Origin of the sequence: Pseudomonas sp. ANT_H12B, assembly GCF_008369325.1 — a bacterium.
Classification (GTDB): Bacteria; Pseudomonadota; Gammaproteobacteria; order Pseudomonadales; family Pseudomonadaceae; genus Aquipseudomonas.
This window is the reverse complement of record NZ_VOBI01000014.1, coordinates 46,403-62,525: the sequence shown is the minus strand read 5'-3', so window position 1 is coordinate 62,525 and position 16,123 is coordinate 46,403. Positions and strand designations below refer to the sequence as shown.

Below are 16,123 nucleotides of genomic sequence, written 5' to 3'. Positions count from 1 at the left end.
CACTTCAATCAGCCGAGAAGCCCATGCCGATCCGTCATTGCATCGTCCACCTGATCGACAAAAAACCCGACGGCACACCTGCGGTTCTCCATGCTCGCGACTCCGAATTGGCGGAGTCGAGCGCGATCGAGTACATGCTTGCCGACCTCAACGAGAGCTACAACGCCAAACAAGGCAAGGCCTGGGGTTTCTTCCATGCCGAGTCCGGGGCGCATCCGTTCAGCGGCTGGCTGAAGGAGTACCTCGAGGGTGGCAAGGATTTCACGGCGTTCAGCCGGGTGGCGGTTGAACATCTGCAAAAGCTGATGGAAGAGTCGAACCTCTCTGTGGGCGGCCACGTGCTGTTTGCGCATTATCAGCAGGGCATGACCGATTACCTGGCGATCGCCCTCCTGCACCACAGTGAAGGCGTTGCAGTGACCGATCAGCTGGACGTGACCCCGTCCCGGCACCTGGATCTGGGCCAACTGCACCTGGCGGCACGGATCAATGTGTCTGAGTGGCAGAACAACAAGCAGTCCAAGCAGTACATTTCGTTCATCAAAGGCAAGAACGGTAAGAAGGTTTCGGAGTATTTCCGCGACTTCATCGGCTGCCAGGAAGGGGTCGATGGCCCGGGAGAAACACGCACGCTACTCAAGGCCTTCAGCGACTTTGTCGAAAGCGAAGACCTGCCTGAAGAGTCCGCTCGCGAGAAGACCAAAACGCTGGTCGATTACGCCAGCAGCCAAGCCAAGCTCGGCGAGCCGATGGGCCTGGAGGAACTCTCGGAACTGATCGACGAAGAACGCCCGAAAGCCTTCTACGACCACATCCGCAACAAGGACTACGGCCTGTCCCCGGAGATCCCGGCGGATAAACGCACCCTCAACCAGTTCCGGCGCTTCACCGGTCGCGCCGAAGGCCTGTCCATCAGCTTCGAAGCGCACCTGCTGGGCTCGAAGATCGAATACGACGAAGAAGCCGGCACGCTGATCATCAAAGGTCTGCCGACCCAGCTCACCGATCAGCTCAAGCGACGTAACTGATGCTGACCGGAATCCTGAAGAAATTCCTGCTGATCCTGCTGGTGGTTGTGGTCTTTCAGAACTGGGGCAAGATCGAGCGGGTGTTTAACCCGTCACAAGCTGTGCCCGAGCAGACTCAGGCCAAGGCCAACGTTGTGCTCTACGCGACCGAATGGTGTGGCTACTGCAAACTGACCCGGCGCTTTCTCGATCAGAAAGGCATTGCGTACAAGGAATTCGATATCGAGAAGGATGCCCAGGCGCGCAAGGCCTATGAGGCGCTGGGTGGTGGCGGGATCCCGATCATTGATGTGAACGGGACGTTGATTCGCGGGTACGACCCGGACGCGATTCTTGCTGCACTGAAGTAACTCTGGGAGCGAGCCCGCTCCCACATTTGTCCGTCAGCGTTTTTCGATACGAAACCCGAACCGCGGAAAGTGCACATGCACCACGCCGCCACGCTCGTCTTCACGACGCAGAATCAATTCTTCGCTGCCCGCAAACAGCAATTTCCCCGCCACCGGATCAACACCGTAATCGGTCGCCGCGATGACCACCTGCTGACCCGCCTCAAAACCATTCGGCTCCTCAAACTGCTCAATCGGCAATGCGGCCGGCGTGGCCGTGCGCGCAACCTCCAGCGCCTCCTCGGACGTCATTTCGCTGAACGCACCATGGCCGAAACCCATCACGCGACCCAACCACGCAGAAACCGCCGGATACGCATCAACCAACGGTGACGTCACCGGTGTGGCTTTGAGAAACCATAGCGGATGAGCCAGGGCAAAGTCGGCAATCGACGGCTCGCCGAACAGGAAGTCGCCCTGCTCGCGCTGAAGCTGTTGTTCCAGTCGCGCCATGATCGTCGGCCATTGATGCCGAGCCTGTTCGGCCGACAACCGTGTGGCACTTCCACCACTGAACAACTTGGCGCGATCTGCGATAAACGCCTTGATCGCTTCCGGCGGTAAATGGCCGAAGCGCACGGCGATCGATTCCGGCTGAAACACCAGGCTGACCGCATGCTGGAACATCACCGAATCGGCCCAGGCAGCGAAAGTCGCGGCGATCATTTCCTGACCTTCCGGAAAGAACGCCGGCAGGGCTTTTTGCTGTTCCAGACGACGGGCGATCAGCGCAGTGTCGCAATAGATATCCGCGCCAACCTGCAACACCGGCGTCTTGCGGTAGCCTCCGCTCAGCGCCGTCAGATCGGGTTTCGGCATCACTGGCGAGATCTTCACCGAGCGCCAGGACAGCCCCTTGAAGCCCAGCAGCAAGCGAACCTTTTCGGCGAAAGGGGACGTCGGGTAATGATGAAGAATCAACTCTGACATGCTCGGCTCCGCCGCACGGGTTAGGAATCCCAGCTTAGCGCGCAATCCACAAGCGGCCTACAGATCTGCCTGATGAGCACTTATCAGTCAGATTGATAAGCCCGCAGCCGCACTCGCCACCAGACATTCCTTGGCGCTTTTCTTGAGTTTTTTGATCAGCCGTTCCTGACGCAACGCCTCGCTTTTGTCGCGACAGACTTCGGTGTACACCAGTGCCACGGCCGGGCTGGAAAGAAAGAAGCGCGCGCCCTTGCCGCTTTGGTGAGTGGCGAAGCGGCGGACGGGATCGTCGCTGATCCCGCAGTAGAGCGAACCATTCGCCGCGCGAACGAGGTAGACGAACCAGGGTTTGCTGACGGGCAGCGTCGGTTCGGCGGCAATGACGGAAGATTCGCTCGGGGAGTTCACGTGACGATCAAGGCTTGAAAGGAAACAAGCCGCGATCTTATCAGCGACTGGCCTGGAATGCCTTCAGCCCCTTCAAGGCTTGAGCGCGAACGGCGTTTCTCACCGCAGGTGTCCAGCCCAGCAGCAACCCTTTGAAGCCCAGCGCTTGTCGAGACCATGCCCACATATCAAAGCTGTCGTGATGTTCGCAGATCTTGCCGTCGCGAAAAACGAAGCGTGCCTGAATGTCGTTGACCACGGTGTTACCGGTCTGACTGAACAGGTACGTGGCCACCCAATGGGCGCCGCCGGTGCGTTCATCGCTGCGCACGTTATCAAACGTCAGGGAAAAATCCTTGGCCCGGGTGGTGAGCATGCGCCACATGTCGCCGGCATCGCGTCCGCGCAGTTCTCCGAACGCCGGATCACTGAACACCACGTCGTCGGTATAGCAGGCACTCATCGCCTCGGCATCCAGCCGCTGGAAGGCTTGGTAGAACTGGGTGATCAATGCGTTGTGGGCGTCACTCATGGGCAGGCTCTCTTGGATCGCAAATAGATGTGCACGTGGCTTCGAAAGATTGCCTGCACGATAGTCAACAAATAGGCCGAACACTATCGGCATTCGTGGGCCGAATACCGACAGTGCGTGGTTGTCAGACCCTTTCGCTTTCTACTTGCACGTACAGCGAACGTCCCGCGCCGAGCCCGGCGATGATCGCCGCAAGGCCGATGATGCCGAAAATCCAGCCCAAGGCGTTCCAGCCGCCGGTCCAGTCGTGCACGACTCCGACCGCGAATGGCCCCATGGACGCCAGGGTGTAACCGAAACCCTGGGCCATGCTCGACAGGTTCGCAGCCACATGAGCGTCCCGCGAGCGCAGCACGATCAGGGTCAGCGCCAGACTGAACGCGCCACCCTGCCCCAGACCGAGCAAAATCGCCCAGCCCCACAGGCCTTCGATCGGAGCATAAAGACAACCGAACAAGCCACCGAGGGTCAGCAGCATGACGATGACGATCGCCAGACGCTGATCCTTGCCGCGAGTCGCCAGCCATGGCGCCGCCAGTGAGCTGGCCAGCTGAACGATCACCGAACCCGACAGCACCAGACCGGCCTGGGTCGGCGTCAGACCGCGGCCAATCAGGATTGACGGCAACCAGCCGAACACAATGTAGGCGAGGGACGATTGCAGGCCCATGTAAAGCGTCACTTGCCAGGCCAGCGGATCACGCAGCAGACCGCGAACTCGATACGCGACGTTATGTGCTCCATGTTTGCGACCGACTTGTGGTAACCAGAAAATCGCAGCTACCAATGCCGGCACCACCCAGAAGCCCAGACCCAACGCCCAGCGCTTGTCGAAATGTTCGCTCAACGGCACGGTCGCGCCCGCCGCCATCGCCGCGCCCAGACATAGCGCCATGGTGTAGACACCCGTCATGGTGCCCGCCTGTTTCGGGAAATCGCGCTTGACGATGCCCGGCAGCAATACACCGATCACACCGATGCTGGCGCCCGCCATCACACTCCCGGCAAACAGGCCGATCTCGCCGAACGAGCTGCGCAGGATGATCCCGCCGGCCAGCATTAGCAGAATCCCGAGCACCACCCGCTCGGCACCGAAACGCCGCGCCAGCAAGGGCGCCAACGGCGCAAACAAGCCGAGGCAAAGCACCGGCAAGGTGGTCAGCAAACCGGCCTGGGCCGCCGATAATCCGAGGGTTTTCGAGACCTCGCTGAGCATCGGCGCCATGCTCGACAGCGCCGGGCGCAGGTTCAGCGCCACCAGAATCAGGCCCAGCAATAACAGCCATGGACGCCGCAGGATCGGGTGACTTTGCTGGACCTGTTCGTCATCGGCCTCGGCATCGATCAGCAGCTCTTCGAGCTCCGCCGTGCGCTTGGATTGCGTGATGTTGCTGTTATCGGCAGACATGGAATTCTCGGTTTCAAGGTTCATTGATCAACTGCCTAGACAGGGCTTTGGCCCGTTCCGGGTCGCGTTGCTCGACGGCATCAAGCAGTTCGATATGAAGGTCGAACACCTCTTGGCGTCGGGGATTGATGTTCAGGGTTTCACGCAAATGCGCACCGACGACGCTGGAGAAATAGCGATACAACTCGCTGAGTGTCGGGTTGTGCGCGGCGTCCACCAGACGGCGGTGGAACACCAGGTCGCAGGCGATGTAGCTGTCGAGATCGCCGTGGTAGTGGCTGCCGCTGACACCCAGCGCTTCGCGTAATGCCACCAGGTCTTCATCGGTACGGCGCAATGCGGCCAGGCCGATGGCCTCGACTTCCAGAATGTGTCGAGTCTCGCGGGCTTGTTCGTGGGAGCAGCGGGACAACGCCTTCATCGTATCCAGCGGATCGATCACCGCCCGCACGTAGCTGCCGTCGCCCTGACGGATCTCGATTAACCCGGAAAACGCCAACACGCGCATGGCTTCACGCACGGTGTTACGGCTGATGCCCAGCTCAGCGGACAGCTCGGATTCGGTGGGCAAGCGCTGGCCGACTACCCAAACGCCCTGATTAATGCGCAGGCGTAGCTGCTCCAGGGCCTGATCGACCAGGGATCGCTTAATTAATGGAGAAATTTCTGACATAAGATTCGCCCTTTCATCCAATCATAGGATGAATTTTCTGACATGTTAGTCAGCTTCATGTAGGACGGCAACCGCCTACGTTCAAAGGGCAGGAGAAGGAGCGGGATTTTCGGATTAGTCAAAAATACCCTTTAAGGGTATTTTTATCAAAGTGACCTACCGCCCCGGTGGTGGACCTCCCGTAATCTCCTTCAAGGAGAAAGACGCATGAATGGAAAGCAATGTTTCAGCTGCGGTACTCATGATGGGCTGCAGCCCTTCGATGGGCGCAGCTTCACCATCGACTTCAAACAGATGTCACGTCAGGTAGGCGATATTTCAGGCTACGAGTGCCGGGTTTGCGGCGAAATCGAATTCGATGACAACAGCGCAGAGCGCTACTCCCAGGCAAGCGATCAACTGCTGCTCGATTGCCGTCAACTTATGGCCACCGAGATGAAGCGTATTCGTCGCAAGTTGAAACTCTCGCAGAAGGAAGCGGTAAAGTTGCTTTCGGGTGGCGGCCACAACGCATTTTCCCGATATGAGCGTGCTGAACTGGCACCGCCTCAACCGTTATTTATGCTGATGCGCCTGCTTGATCGGCATCCAGAGTTACTGGACGACGTGCAAGTACTTCGCGAAGGTGCAGACTTGCAAAGTCTATTGGCAAACCTCGATCAGTTACACCCATCCGCGCTCGCATCCTGACCACAAACCCCAGACAAAAATAAACCCGGAACACTGTCCGGGTTTATTTCACTGCCAAGTGCCAATCAATGCAGGATCTGGCTCAAGAACAGCTTCGTCCGCTCATTCTGCGGATTATCAAAGAAGTCGTTCGGCGCAGCCTGTTCGACGATTTCGCCCTTGTCCATGAAGATCACGCGATTGGCCACGGTACGGGCGAAGCCCATTTCGTGAGTCACGCAGAGCATGGTCATGCCGTCTTCGGCCAGGCCGATCATGGTGTCGAGCACCTCTTTCACCATCTCCGGGTCGAGTGCTGAAGTCGGTTCGTCGAACAGCATGATTTTCGGTTTCATGCACAGGGCACGGGCAATCGCCACACGCTGTTGCTGACCGCCGGACAGTTGCCCCGGGAATTTATGCGCCTGTTCCGGAATGCGGACGCGTTCCAGGTAATGCATGGCGATTTCTTCGGCCTTGCGCTTGGGCATCTTGCGCACCCACATCGGTGCCAGGGTGCAGTTCTGCAGGATGGTCAGGTGCGGGAACAGGTTGAAGTGCTGGAACACCATGCCGACTTCACGGCGTACCGATTCGATCTGCTTGAGGTCGTTGGTCAGCTCCACGCCATCGACCACGATGCGGCCCTGCTGGTGTTCTTCCAGACGGTTGAGGCAACGAATGGTGGTGGATTTGCCGGAGCCCGACGGGCCGCACAGGACGATACGCTCGCCTTGTTTGACGTTCAGGTTGATGTCTTTCAACACGTGGAACTGGCCGTACCACTTGTTCACGCCCTGCATCTGAATAATGCCTTCAGGGCTCACAGGCTTTTTGATTGCTTCGCTCATTACAGAACTCCTAACGCTTGTGGCCAGTGTCGAGCTTGCGTTCCAGATGCATGGAATAGCGCGACATACCAAAACAGAAAATCCAGAACACCAAGGCTGCGAACACATAGCCTTCAGTGGCCATGCCCAACCATTTCGGGTCGGCGGCGGCTTGCTTGACGCTGTTGAGCAGGTCGAACAGGCCGATGATGATCACCAGGCTTGTGTCCTTGAACAGCGCAATGAAGGTGTTGACGATGCCAGGGATCACCATCTTCAGGGCTTGCGGCAGAATCACCAGGCCCATGCTGCGCCAGTAACCGAGGCCCATCGCGGCAGCCGCTTCGTACTGACCTTTGGGAATCGCTTGCAGACCACCGCGCACCACTTCGGCCACGTAGGCCGACTGGAATAGGATCACGCCGATCAGCGCCCGCAGCAATTTGTCGAAGTTCATGCCTTCAGGCAGAAACAACGGCAGCATCACCGAGGACATGAACAGCACCGTGATCAACGGCACGCCGCGCCAGAATTCGATGAAGGTCACGCAGACCACGCGAATTGCCGGCATGTTCGAACGACGGCCCAGCGCCAGGACGATACCCAGCGGCAACGCCCCGGCAATACCAACGGTGGCGATCACCAGGGTCAGCATCAGGCCGCCCCATTGGCTGGTCGCCACGGTGGTCAGGCCGAAGACGCCGCCATGCAGCAGGAAGAACGCAATGATCGGGTACAGCACCAGGAAACTCAGGCCATACACCGCTTTACGGTGAAAGCGCGAGATGAACAACGGTGCCACGCCGATGACCGCCAGCCACACGGTCAGGTCCACGCGCCAGCGCAGGTCTGCCGGGTAGTAGCCGTACATGAACTGGCCGAAGCGCTGTTGGATGAACACCCAGCAGGCGCCCTCCTTCGTGCAGTCGGCGCGCGTGGTGCCGACCCAGTTGGCGTCCAGGATCGCCCAGCTCAGGATCGGTGGCACCACGAGGTAGATCAGGTAGAACGCGAACAGGGTCAGCAGGGTGTTGAGCCAGCTGGAGAACATGTTGGCGCGCATCCACGCCACGACACCGATGCTGCGGTTCGGGGGGGGCATGTCAGGTTTGAATATATGAGTCGTCATGCGCTTTTCCTTACCGCTCGATCAGCGCAATGCGCTTGTTGTACCAGTTCATCAGCAGGGAAATGCTGATACTGATCGCCAGGTACACGCTCATGGTGATGGCAATCACCTCAATCGCCTGCCCGGTCTGGTTCAGCACCGTACCGGCAAACAACGAGACCATTTCCGGATAACCGATACCGGCCGCCAGCGAGGAGTTCTTCGCCAGGTTCAGGTATTGGCTGGTCAGCGGTGGAATGATCACGCGCAGGGCTTGCGGGATGATCACCTTGCGCAGGGTCGGACCGTTGCGCAGACCCAGCGAGTGCGCCGCTTCGGTCTGGCCGTGGCTGACTGACTTGATGCCCGAACGCACGATCTCGGCGATGAACGCCGCGGTGTACACGGTCAGGGCCAGGGTCAGCGCCAGCAGTTCCGGGATCAGCACCCAGCCACCGACGAAGTTGAAGCCCTTGAGTTCCGGCATTTCCCAGTGCAGCGGCGCGCCGAAGATCAATGCGCACAGCGCAGGGATCACCAGAAACAGCGCCAGACCGACCCAGAATTTGTGGAACGGTACGCCAGTCGCTTCGAAACGCTTGTTGGCCCAGCGGCACATCAGCACGATGGCGACGATGGCCACGACGACACTGACCACAAACGGCCAGAAACCGTCAGCCGCCAGCGCGGCCGGCATGTTCAGGCCACGGCTGCTGACAAAGAAGGTGTCGCCGAAGTTATGGCTGTTGCGTGGTCCCGGCATGGTCAGGAACACTGCGAAGTACCAGAACAGGATCTGCAGCAGCGGCGGAATGTTGCGGAAGACTTCCACATAAACAGTCGCCAGCTTGGCGATGATCCAGTTCTTCGACAGCCGTGACACACCGACGATGAACCCGAGGATCGTCGCCAGGATCACGCCGATGAAGGTCACCAGCAGCGTGTTGAGCAAGCCGATGACAAACACCCGGGCATAACTGTCCGATTCGGTGTAGTCGATCAGGGTTTGAGCGATGCCGAAACCGGCACTGCGCTCCAGAAAGCTGAAACCGGAGGTGATGCCCCGGTGTTCAAGGTTGGTTTGCGTGTTGTCGAACAGAAACCAGCCCAGCGAGACCACCGCCACAATGGTGATGATCTGAAATAGCCACGCACGCACTTTTGGATCGCTGAGGCTGAGCCTCTGCTTTGGTGCGCCGATTGAATTTTGCATGAAGTGCCCCGGATGTAATGGAACAGAACATCACCCGGCGGTTGGCCCACCGGGTGATAGAACCATCAGCGCACTGGTGGTGCGTATTGAATGCCGCCGTTGTTCCACAGCGCGTTCAGGCCGCGGTCGATTTCCAGCGGAGTGCCCTTGCCAAGGTTCTTCTCGAACACTTCGCCGTAGTTACCGACCTGCTTGATGATCTGTACGACCCAGTCCTTCGGCAGCTTCAGATCCTTGCCGTATTCACCGTCAGCCCCGAGCATACGAGCGACGTCCGGGTTCTTGGTGGCCTTGGCTTCGGCTTCGACGTTTTTCGACGTGATGCCCGCTTCTTCAGCGTTGAGCATGGCGTAGCCAGTCCAGCGAACAACGGCCAGCCACTCGTCATCGCCATTACGCACGACCGGGCCCAGTGGCTCCTTGGAGATGGTTTCCGGCAGAACCACGTAGTCCTTCGGCGAGGCCAGCTTGCTGCGCTGGGCGAACAGCTGGGACTTGTCGGAAGTCAGCACGTCGCAACGACCGGATTCCAGCGACTTGGCGCTTTCGTCGGAGGTGTCGAAGGTGATCGGGGTGTATTTCAGACCGTTGCCGCGGAAGTAGTCGGAAACGTTCAGCTCGGTGGTGGTACCGGCCTGGATGCAGATGGTTGCGCCGTCCAGCTCTTTGGCACTCTTGACGCCCAGCTTGTTGTTCACCAGGAAGCCGATACCGTCGTAGTAGGTAATGAAGCCTGGAAACTTCAGGCCCATGCCCGCATCACGCGAGCTGGTCATGGTGGTGTTGCGCGACAGAATGTCAATTTCGCCGGACTGCAGCGCGGTGAAGCGCTCCTTGGCGTTCAATTGGCTGAATTTCACTTTGTTCGCGTCGCCGAATACGGCGGCGGCCACAGCGCGGCAGAAGTCGGCATCGATGCCGAGGATCTTGCCAGTGGAATCCGGTACCGAGAAGCCCGGCAGACCGTCGCTTACACCGCACTGTACGAAGCCTTTCTTCTGCACTGCATCCAGGGTTGCACCCGCCTGAGCGAACCCACTGACACCGAGTACTGCGGCTGCAGTCACGATAGCCAGGGTGGATTTCAACATCTTCATTCAAACCTCCAGTTTTGCTCTTGTTGTGTCGGAGCTTGAGTCCAGTCGCACCCTTATGAGGCGTTGTTGACCCGTGTTGGCTTTTTTTGGGGTCAACCGACGTAAGACCTGCGCTATGAGTCTAGTAGGAGACAATCCACATCATGGACAACTCACTTCTCACCAATCGGCCGAACGGGCTGTAGCCCTTTCACGTTCGCGAAGCCCGTAGCGGCCACTGGCGAACATCCATCACCGGATTCTTTGCTATCCCACCGCCAGCAGTACACTGATAGTGTTACCGCAAGGCGTGAGATGGGTTGCACCGATTTCCCATAGCAAGCCCCGTACCAGACCGCTCGCTTAAGCGGTTAAGCGACAGGTCAATAGCAAAACTTGTAGCCTTGCGACATCTTCTTAACTGATCAACCAGACGCGCACTCAGATCTCGCACCCAATGAGAGCGTACGCACACATTTGGAGCAGCCATGACCGAGCCCTTGATTCTTCACCCCGTAAAGCCCGCAGACGCCTGCGTTATCTGGCTGCACGGCTTGGGCGCCGACCGCTACGACTTCCTGCCGGTGGCCGAAGCCTTGCAGGAAGTCCTGCTGACCACCCGCTTCGTTCTGCCCCAGGCACCGACCCGCGCAGTCACCATCAACGGTGGCTACGAGATGCCAAGCTGGTACGACATATTGGCCATGAACCCGGCGCGCGCGATCAGCCGCGAGCAGCTGGAAGCGTCCGCGCAAAGAATCTTTGATTTGATCGAAGAGCAGTGCGCTGGCGGAATAGACGCCTCGCGGATTTTCCTGGCGGGTTTTTCCCAGGGTGGCGCCGTGGTGTTGCACACCGCGTTCCTGAAATGGCAGGGGCCGCTGGGTGGCGTACTTGCCCTCTCTACTTATGCACCAACCTTCAGCGATGAACTGGAGCTTTCCGCCAGCCAGCAGCGCATTCCCGTGCTGTCTTTACACGGCCAGTATGATGACGTCGTTCAAAACTCCATGGGCCGCACCGCTTACGAGTATTTAAAGCAGCATGGTGTCACCGTGACATGGCAGGAATACCCAATGGGCCACGAAGTGTTACCTGAAGAGATTCGCGACATTGGTGTCTGGCTCGCCGAACGCTTGGGTTAACTATTTATGTGAAAAACAGCCCATTGATCATCCCACTACGCCGCGCCCGATTCTTGCATTACACTGGCCGGCGTATATTCCTTAATCAACTGATGAGATGACCGTGCTCAAAGCACTCAAGAAAATGTTCGGTAAAAGCGAGACTGAACAGCTCGCGCCAGTCTCCAGCGCTCCGTCTCACATCCCCAGCCACCGCACCGACGGTAATCAGTCTGGCCGGACCGCAACCGTAGCGGTACCGAAGCACGAGCCGATGCCCACCCCGGCCGTCCAACCCGTTGAGGCTCAGGCCTCTGAACAACCGCGCAGCGAAGCTGTGAAACCAGCAAGACCGCGTCGCGAACCGAAGCCAAAGGCACCGGTTATCCCTTGGAAACTCGAAGACTTCGCCGTCGAACCCCTTGAAGGCAAAACCCGCTTCCACGATTTCAAACTCGCCCCTGAACTGATGCACGCCATCCAGGACCTGGGCTTCCCGTATTGCACGCCGATCCAGGCACAAGTCCTCGGCTTCACCCTGGCCGGCAAAGATGCCATTGGCCGCGCCCAGACCGGCACCGGCAAAACCGCAGCGTTCCTGATCTCGATCATCACCCAACTGCTGGAAACCCCACCGCCGAAAGAGCGTTACATGGGCGAGCCGCGGGCGCTGATCATTGCACCGACCCGTGAACTGGTGGTGCAGATTGCCAAGGACGCAGCCGACCTGACCAAATACACCGGCCTCAACGTCATGACGTTTGTCGGCGGCATGGACTTCGACAAGCAGCTCAAACACCTCGAAGCCCGTCACTGCGACATCCTCGTGGCCACACCGGGCCGTCTGCTGGACTTCAACCAGCGCGGCGACGTGCACCTGGACATGGTCGAAGTCATGGTCCTGGACGAAGCCGACCGGATGCTCGACATGGGTTTCATCCCACAAGTGCGTCAGATCATTCGCCAGACGCCGCCGAAGAACGAGCGTCAGACGCTGCTGTTCTCCGCGACCTTCACCGAAGACGTGATGAACCTGGCCAAGCAATGGACCACCGACCCGTCGATCGTCGAGATCGAGTCGCAGAACGTGGCCAGCGAAAACGTCGAGCAGCACATCTATGCCGTCGCCGGTGCCGACAAATACAAACTGCTCTACAACCTGGTCAACGACAACGGTTGGGAGCGGGTGATGGTGTTCGCCAACCGCAAGGACGAGGTGCGGCGCATCGAAGAACGCCTGGTACGCGATGGCGTCAACGCGGCGCAATTGTCTGGCGATGTGCCGCAGCACAAGCGTATCAAGACCCTGGAAGGTTTCCGCGAAGGCAAGATCCGCGTGCTGGTGGCCACCGATGTTGCCGGTCGCGGCATCCACATCGACGGCATCAGCCACGTGATCAACTTCACCCTGCCGGAAGTCCCGGACGACTATGTGCACCGCATCGGTCGTACCGGTCGTGCCGGCGCGGATGGCGTGTCCATCAGTTTTGCCGGTGAAGACGACTCCTACCAGCTACCGTCCATCGAGGCGCTGCTGGGTCGCAAGATCAGCTGTGAAACACCACCGACGCATCTACTGCGGGCGGTTGAGCGCAAGCGTACGTAACGCGAGTCGCAATAAAAGAGGCGCAGCCGGAAACGGACTGCGCTTTTTTTTCGTCCGGTTTTTCAACAGGCGCTTGCCCGACACAACTAAAAGTCCATAATGGACAAATTAGTTTACTTGCCACTCCCGGAGCCGACCATGTCCAGTACGCCTTACGTGATCACCCAACCCCAGGCCCGCGAACTGCTGGCACAGGTCGACGTGCCGCAAATCCTGCGCAAACTGTTCCGCGACCTGGCCGCCGGGCAAGCGGTGCAACCGGCACAGCAACTGGTGGAGTTCCCGCAAGGCGCTGGCGACTTCATCAACTACCTGGGTGTACTGGCCGAAGATGGCGTCTATGGGGTCAAGACTTCGCCTTACATCGTGCGCGAGCAAGGCCCGTTGGTGACGGCGTGGACGCTGTTGATGTCGATGCAGACCGGCCAGCCGCTGTTGCTCTGTGATGCCGGTGAACTGACCACGGCACGTACGGCGGCGACCACAGCCGTGGCGGTCGATGCCCTCGCCCCATTGAATGCGCGACGTCTGGCAATTATCGGCAGTGGCAAAGTAGCCCAGGCGCACTTGCACTACGTGAAAGGTTTGCGCGAATGGCAGAGCATCAGCCTCTACTCGCCGAGCCTGAGCGACAAGAATCCCGAAGAATTGGCACCGCTCAAAAGCCTCGATCCACGCCTGAGCATCGTCGACAGTCGCGAAGCGGCCATGCAGGACGCCGATGTGATCATGCTCTGCACCTCGTCCGCGGGACCTGTGATCGACCCGTCGAGCCTGAGCAAACCGGCGCTGATCACCTCGATCAGCACCAACGCCCCGCGTGCCCACGAAGTGCCGCCCCGGAGCCTCAATGACATGCAGGTCTTCTGCGACTATCGTTTGACGACCCCGGGCTCGGCCGGCGAAATGCTGATTGCCGGTGAACAACATGGCTGGGACAAGCGCTTGATTATCGGCGACCTGCCCGACCTGCTCAGCGAGAAAGTGCAACGCCCAGAGTACGACCGTCATGTGTTCTTCCGCTCGATCGGTCTGGGCCTGGAAGACATCGCGCTGGCCAATGCCCTCTACCAACTACAGCGTTAACACCTGACCCTGTGGGAGCGGACTTGCCCGCGATTCAGGCGCCGCGCTCTGTCAGGCACACCGCGGTGATGCAATCGCGGGCAAGCCCGGCCCCCACAGGGTTCTTCTATATCAATGGCATTTTGCGCCCCTCCAGGAGACGTTCATGAGCCAGGCAGATTTCATCATCATCGGCGGCGGGATTGCCGGCGCTTCCACCGGTTTCTGGCTGTCGCAGCACGCCCGGGTGATCGTGCTCGAGCGCGAATCCCATCCGGCCTATCACTCCACCGGACGTTCAGCCGCGCTGTACACCGCAGCCTATGGCACGCCTCAAGTTCGGGCGCTGACCCAGGCCAGTCGCGATTTCTTCGACGCGCCGCCGAGCGGTTTCTGCGAACACCCGCTGCTGACCCCGCGCGGCGAGATGACCGTGGACTTCACCGGCGACCCGGCCGAGCTGAACAACCAATACCTGAGCGCCAAAACCACGGTGCCAGAGATGCAACTGCTCAACGCCGACGAAGCGTGTGCGCGCCTGCCGATTTTGCGCCGGGAAAAAGTCCATGGCGCGATCTACGACCCCACCGCCAGTGATATCGATACCGATGCCTTGCACCAGGGCTATCTGCGCGGCATCCGACGCAATAAGAGTGAGGTCCATACCGACAGCGAAGTCCTGAGCCTGACCCGCGATGCCGAAGGCCTGTGGCACGTTCAAACCAACACTCAGACCTTCAGCGCGCCGATTATCATCAATGCCGCAGGTGCATGGGCCGACAAAATCGGCGAACTGGCCGGAGCCAAACCGCTGGGCCTGCAACCGAAACGGCGCGCGGCGTTCATCTTCGCCGGCCCGGAAGGCGTGGACATCCACCATTGGCCGATGCTGGTCAGCCTCGACGAATCCTTCTACATGAAACCCGACGCCGGGATGTTCCTTGGCTCGCCGGCCAACGCCGACCCGGTGGAACCGCACGATGTGCAGCCCGAAGAACTGGACATCGCGATGGGCATCTACCAGATCGAAGAAGCCACCACGCTGACCATCCGCCGTCCGACCCGAACCTGGGCCGGTTTGCGCAGCTTCGTGCACGACGGCGATTTGCTGTCCGGCTTCGATCAGCAAGTGCCAGGGTTGTTCTGGGTCGCGGCCCAAGGCGGCTACGGCATCCAGACCTCGCCAGCCATGGGCCAGGCCAGCGCCGCACTGGCACGCGGTGAAGCGTTGCCCGAGCAGCTCGCGCGTTTCGGTCTGAACGCCGCGATGCTCTCCCCCGCTCGCCTGGGCTGATCTTCGTCCTCAGGTGACGTGTCGACACGATTGCGGCAAACTTCCAGCGCCCTTTTTATGGGGCGCTGACGTTGCCTGGAGCTCCACTTTTATGAATGCACCTGAAAAAGACCCGGCCCTGGACAACTACCGAGCAATTGCCGACGCGATCGCCACGTTATTCTTCCCCCACGCCGAGGTGGTGCTGCACGATCTGCGCACGCAAAAGATCGATTACATCGCCAACAACCTGTCCAAACGGGAAATCGGCGATGACGCCGCGCTGGAGGACATGCTCAGCGAGGATGTCAGCGAACGAAACATCGGGCCGTACGAAAAACTCAATTGGGATGGCCAGAAGATTCGCAGCCTGAGCAGCGTGCTGCGCGACAGCGAAGGTCATCCGCTGGCCGTGCTGTGCATCAATCTGAATATTTCACTGTTCGAGAATGCCAAGGCCGCGCTGGATTTGTTCCTGTCGCCGAGCAAGCTGATCCCGCAACCGGATTCACTGTTTCGCGATGACTGGCAGGAACGGATCAACACCTTTCTGCATGCCTGGCTGCGCGAGCGTCAGCTGAGCCTGAACGTGCTGACCCGCGATCACAAACGCGAACTGGTGCTGGCCCTGCACGCCGAAGGCGCCTTCAAGGGCAAAAGCGCCTCCAACTATGTGGCCAATGTGCTGAACATGGGACGGGCAACTGTTTACAAGCATTTGAAGGAATTGAAGGGCTAGGACCTGAGAGGTGTGTTGTTTGATCGGGCCCCTTCGCGAATAAGCCCGCCCCCACAAGGGATCTGCATAAAAC

Annotated in this window: 17 protein-coding genes; 8 read left to right on the top strand and 9 right to left on the bottom strand. The window is 59.3% G+C overall.

Annotation, left to right across the window (positions count from 1 at the left end):
• Positions 1–23: 23 nt before the first annotated feature.
• Together yejK and FQ185_RS20695 are read left to right on the top strand one after the other, a co-directional pair.
• Positions 24–1,028: a nucleoid-associated protein YejK gene (gene yejK, locus FQ185_RS20700; RefSeq protein WP_149419038.1), complete on the top strand. Its 1,005-nt coding sequence runs from the start codon at positions 24–26 to the stop codon at positions 1,026–1,028.
• Positions 1,028–1,378 carry a glutaredoxin family protein gene (locus FQ185_RS20695; RefSeq protein WP_149419037.1) on the top strand — a complete coding sequence of 117 codons (351 nt, stop codon included), beginning with the start codon at positions 1,028–1,030 and terminating at the stop codon, positions 1,376–1,378. The genes yejK and FQ185_RS20695 overlap by 1 nt, the downstream gene beginning before the upstream one ends.
• Before the next feature lie 33 nt (positions 1,379–1,411).
• Here FQ185_RS20695 and FQ185_RS20690 read toward each other — a convergent pair whose 3' ends face one another.
• From FQ185_RS20690 to FQ185_RS20670, 5 genes are all read right to left on the bottom strand, one after another.
• Positions 1,412–2,347 (bottom strand): glutathione S-transferase family protein, encoded by a 936-nt coding sequence (locus FQ185_RS20690; protein WP_149419036.1) that lies wholly within the window; start codon positions 2,345–2,347, stop codon positions 1,412–1,414.
• An 87-nt stretch (positions 2,348–2,434) separates the two neighbouring features.
• Positions 2,435–2,755, bottom strand: a complete 321-nt coding sequence (locus FQ185_RS20685; RefSeq protein ID WP_149419035.1) for a GIY-YIG nuclease family protein — start codon at positions 2,753–2,755, stop codon at positions 2,435–2,437.
• Between the two features lie 40 nt (positions 2,756–2,795).
• Entirely contained in the window at positions 2,796–3,266 is a 471-nt protein-coding gene (locus tag FQ185_RS20680) for a nuclear transport factor 2 family protein (protein WP_149419034.1), read from the bottom strand.
• A 124-nt stretch (positions 3,267–3,390) separates the two neighbouring features.
• Complete coding sequence (locus FQ185_RS20675; RefSeq protein ID WP_149419033.1) at positions 3,391–4,698, bottom strand: CynX/NimT family MFS transporter; 1,308 nt, start codon at positions 4,696–4,698, stop codon at positions 3,391–3,393.
• A complete protein-coding gene (locus tag FQ185_RS20670) occupies positions 4,688–5,347 on the bottom strand; it encodes a FadR/GntR family transcriptional regulator (protein ID WP_149419032.1) in 660 nt (219 codons plus the stop codon). The genes FQ185_RS20675 and FQ185_RS20670 overlap by 11 nt, the downstream gene beginning before the upstream one ends.
• A gap of 207 nt (positions 5,348–5,554) precedes the next feature.
• Here FQ185_RS20670 and FQ185_RS20660 point away from each other — a divergent pair, with 207 nt between their 5' ends.
• Entirely contained in the window at positions 5,555–6,037 is a 483-nt protein-coding gene (locus FQ185_RS20660) for a type II toxin-antitoxin system MqsA family antitoxin (RefSeq protein WP_149419031.1), read from the top strand.
• Positions 6,038–6,102: 65 nt separating this feature from the next.
• Here FQ185_RS20660 and FQ185_RS20655 read toward each other — a convergent pair whose 3' ends face one another.
• The 4 genes from FQ185_RS20655 to FQ185_RS20640 form a co-directional block, all read right to left on the bottom strand.
• Positions 6,103–6,867 (bottom strand): amino acid ABC transporter ATP-binding protein, encoded by a 765-nt coding sequence (locus tag FQ185_RS20655; RefSeq protein WP_008147575.1) that lies wholly within the window; start codon positions 6,865–6,867, stop codon positions 6,103–6,105.
• 10 nt (positions 6,868–6,877) lie between these two features.
• Positions 6,878–7,975 (bottom strand): amino acid ABC transporter permease, encoded by a 1,098-nt coding sequence (locus tag FQ185_RS20650; RefSeq protein WP_149419030.1) that lies wholly within the window; start codon positions 7,973–7,975, stop codon positions 6,878–6,880.
• 10 nt (positions 7,976–7,985) lie between these two features.
• Positions 7,986–9,167, bottom strand: coding sequence for an amino acid ABC transporter permease (locus tag FQ185_RS20645; protein WP_149419029.1), 1,182 nt, complete (start codon positions 9,165–9,167; stop codon positions 7,986–7,988).
• A 65-nt stretch (positions 9,168–9,232) separates the two neighbouring features.
• Positions 9,233–10,264, bottom strand: coding sequence for an amino acid ABC transporter substrate-binding protein (locus tag FQ185_RS20640; protein WP_149419028.1), 1,032 nt, complete (start codon positions 10,262–10,264; stop codon positions 9,233–9,235).
• 467 nt (positions 10,265–10,731) lie between these two features.
• Here FQ185_RS20640 and FQ185_RS20635 point away from each other — a divergent pair, with 467 nt between their 5' ends.
• The 5 genes from FQ185_RS20635 (at position 10,732) to FQ185_RS20615 (ending at position 16,050) form a co-directional block, all read left to right on the top strand.
• On the top strand, positions 10,732–11,388 hold the full coding sequence (locus FQ185_RS20635; protein ID WP_149419027.1) for an alpha/beta hydrolase: 657 nt from the start codon (positions 10,732–10,734) through the stop codon (positions 11,386–11,388).
• Between the two features lie 97 nt (positions 11,389–11,485).
• Positions 11,486–12,973: an ATP-dependent RNA helicase RhlB gene (gene rhlB, locus FQ185_RS20630; protein WP_149419026.1), complete on the top strand. Its 1,488-nt coding sequence runs from the start codon at positions 11,486–11,488 to the stop codon at positions 12,971–12,973.
• Positions 12,974–13,111: 138 nt separating this feature from the next.
• Entirely contained in the window at positions 13,112–14,059 is a 948-nt protein-coding gene (locus FQ185_RS20625; RefSeq protein ID WP_178113570.1) for an ornithine cyclodeaminase family protein, read from the top strand.
• Positions 14,060–14,204: 145 nt separating this feature from the next.
• Entirely contained in the window at positions 14,205–15,332 is a 1,128-nt protein-coding gene (locus FQ185_RS20620) for an FAD-binding oxidoreductase (RefSeq protein ID WP_149419024.1), read from the top strand.
• 91 nt (positions 15,333–15,423) lie between these two features.
• A complete protein-coding gene (locus FQ185_RS20615; protein ID WP_149419023.1) occupies positions 15,424–16,050 on the top strand; it encodes a transcriptional regulator in 627 nt (208 codons plus the stop codon).
• The last annotated feature ends 73 nt before the right edge of the window (positions 16,051–16,123 follow it).

Bases quoted from the DNA above. Each gene is read 5' to 3' on its own strand.
- yejK (WP_149419038.1), top strand. From the start codon at position 24: ATGCCGATCCGTCATTGCATCGTCCACCTGATCGACAAAAAACCCGAC.
- FQ185_RS20695 (WP_149419037.1), top strand. From the start codon at position 1,028: ATGCTGACCGGAATCCTGAAGAAATTCCTGCTGATCCTGCTGGTGGTT.
- FQ185_RS20690 (WP_149419036.1), bottom strand. From the start codon at position 2,347: ATGTCAGAGTTGATTCTTCATCATTACCCGACGTCCCCTTTCGCCGAA.
- FQ185_RS20680 (WP_149419034.1), bottom strand. From the start codon at position 3,266: ATGAGTGACGCCCACAACGCATTGATCACCCAGTTCTACCAAGCCTTC.
- FQ185_RS20675 (WP_149419033.1), bottom strand. From the start codon at position 4,698: ATGAACCTTGAAACCGAGAATTCCATGTCTGCCGATAACAGCAACATC.
- FQ185_RS20670 (WP_149419032.1), bottom strand. From the start codon at position 5,347: ATGTCAGAAATTTCTCCATTAATTAAGCGATCCCTGGTCGATCAGGCC.
- FQ185_RS20660 (WP_149419031.1), top strand. From the start codon at position 5,555: ATGAATGGAAAGCAATGTTTCAGCTGCGGTACTCATGATGGGCTGCAG.
- FQ185_RS20655 (WP_008147575.1), bottom strand. From the start codon at position 6,867: ATGAGCGAAGCAATCAAAAAGCCTGTGAGCCCTGAAGGCATTATTCAG.
- FQ185_RS20650 (WP_149419030.1), bottom strand. From the start codon at position 7,975: ATGACGACTCATATATTCAAACCTGACATGCCCCCCCCGAACCGCAGC.
- FQ185_RS20645 (WP_149419029.1), bottom strand. From the start codon at position 9,167: ATGCAAAATTCAATCGGCGCACCAAAGCAGAGGCTCAGCCTCAGCGAT.
- FQ185_RS20640 (WP_149419028.1), bottom strand. From the start codon at position 10,264: ATGAAGATGTTGAAATCCACCCTGGCTATCGTGACTGCAGCCGCAGTA.
- FQ185_RS20635 (WP_149419027.1), top strand. From the start codon at position 10,732: ATGACCGAGCCCTTGATTCTTCACCCCGTAAAGCCCGCAGACGCCTGC.
- rhlB (WP_149419026.1), top strand. From the start codon at position 11,486: ATGACCGTGCTCAAAGCACTCAAGAAAATGTTCGGTAAAAGCGAGACT.
- FQ185_RS20625 (WP_178113570.1), top strand. From the start codon at position 13,112: ATGTCCAGTACGCCTTACGTGATCACCCAACCCCAGGCCCGCGAACTG.
- FQ185_RS20620 (WP_149419024.1), top strand. From the start codon at position 14,205: ATGAGCCAGGCAGATTTCATCATCATCGGCGGCGGGATTGCCGGCGCT.
- FQ185_RS20615 (WP_149419023.1), top strand. From the start codon at position 15,424: ATGAATGCACCTGAAAAAGACCCGGCCCTGGACAACTACCGAGCAATT.